We start from the raw sequence: 1,240 nt of genomic DNA, 5'->3' as shown, positions 1-1,240 counted from the left end.
CCAGTTCTACCGGGGCTCCGCTTCTCACGTCCGGCGTTCTTCCAGACCAGACCCCACTCGCAGCCAGGGACCCGACCCGTAACTTCATGGCCTTGGGCTTTTGGGTCCACCCCGGGTAGCCGCCGACCTTGCTCTGCTGCGTGGTGGCCACCTCGAAGTAGTCAAAGCCCTGTTCCCCCTGCAGTGCCTCGAACCGCTCGCCGAGCAGGTCGCCGAGCCCCTCCGGCAGATCCCAGTTCGGGTACTCCACAGCCGAAGTCGGGGACACGGTGCACGGGCGCGGCAGGAATTCCTCCTCCGCAGTGTGCGGACGGGGCGGCTCTCCGGCGGCGCCACCGGCGGCCGTCAGCACCGTGCTGCGCCAATAAACCCGGGGGTCGGCCGCGCACGGGCCGTCCTCGTGCACGAGCGGGCACCACAGGATCTGCAGCAGATCGGTACCGGCAGGGAAGACGAGACCGGGCACATCCCGCGCGTACAGCTGGACCACCGCGACCATCGCGACCGGCTCGGGGCCGACGGGTGCACTGAGCGGCTTGTAGTGGCCCGGCTCGGCACACACCGGCCACGGCTCGCCGGCCGGCCACAACAACGGCCCACCGATCGAGCTCTCCCCAGGTCCGGGCCGCCCCGCCCGCGGGTAGAGGAGAGTCACCTCGCGGGCCGTGCCGGCCAGCTCCGGAAAGACGGCCTCGACGTCGAAGGGCATCGGCGCGAGCGCGCGGGACCCGGCCGGCCGAACGTGCCCGATGTCCTGCTGTATGTCCCCTGACGACATGGAGTCTCCCGCTGCTGACGATCTGCCGCCGCCGACCCTAACCCCGCCCTCCGACAACCGATCAGATGCATCTGGCGATCGCGCCACAGGTGCGAATCGAGCAGACCAGGCGCCAGCTGGCCAAGCTGCGCAGCGAGAATCCGGCCGAGCGGATCACTCTGCCGCAGGCCAGACGGCTGAGCTCTGCACAAACGCGTTGACATCCTTCACCCGAATGACAACGACCCTCACCAACCCCCGTCACCACCGAAAATGAGACAGGGCCGTTGGCTGGACAGACCCGCCCACCAGTCCCAAGGCCGGTCACAGGCCAGTTTGCCGCCCCCAGGGAGGTGTCTCCGCCGTGAGAATGTCCCGTGCGAGAGCCTCTGAACCGCACCGGTTCGAATGGAGACTCGATTCTCTGAGAGGATTGAGTCATGGCACGTCCCTCCCCTTACCCCGCTGAGCTGCGGCGTCGTG

The 1,240-nt window shown here is 68.5% G+C and carries 2 protein-coding genes; one reads left to right on the top strand and one right to left on the bottom strand.

Annotated features, from left to right (window positions below):
- The coding region (locus ABT085_RS46465; protein WP_351623291.1) for a YwqG family protein at positions 1–778 on the bottom strand (778 nt) is incomplete at its 3' end.
- 65 nt (positions 779–843) lie between these two features.
- On the opposite strand from ABT085_RS46465, the gene ABT085_RS46460 reads away from it, so the two are divergent.
- Entirely contained in the window at positions 844–978 is a 135-nt protein-coding gene (locus ABT085_RS46460) for a hypothetical protein (RefSeq protein WP_351623289.1), read from the top strand.
- Positions 979–1,240 lie beyond the last annotated feature (262 nt).

Source organism: Streptomyces sp. NPDC002265 (genome assembly GCF_040296125.1).
Lineage (GTDB): Bacteria > Actinomycetota > Actinomycetes > Streptomycetales > Streptomycetaceae > Streptomyces.
The sequence above is the reverse complement of the archived record's forward strand: the minus strand, read 5'-3'. Positions and strand labels throughout refer to the sequence as shown.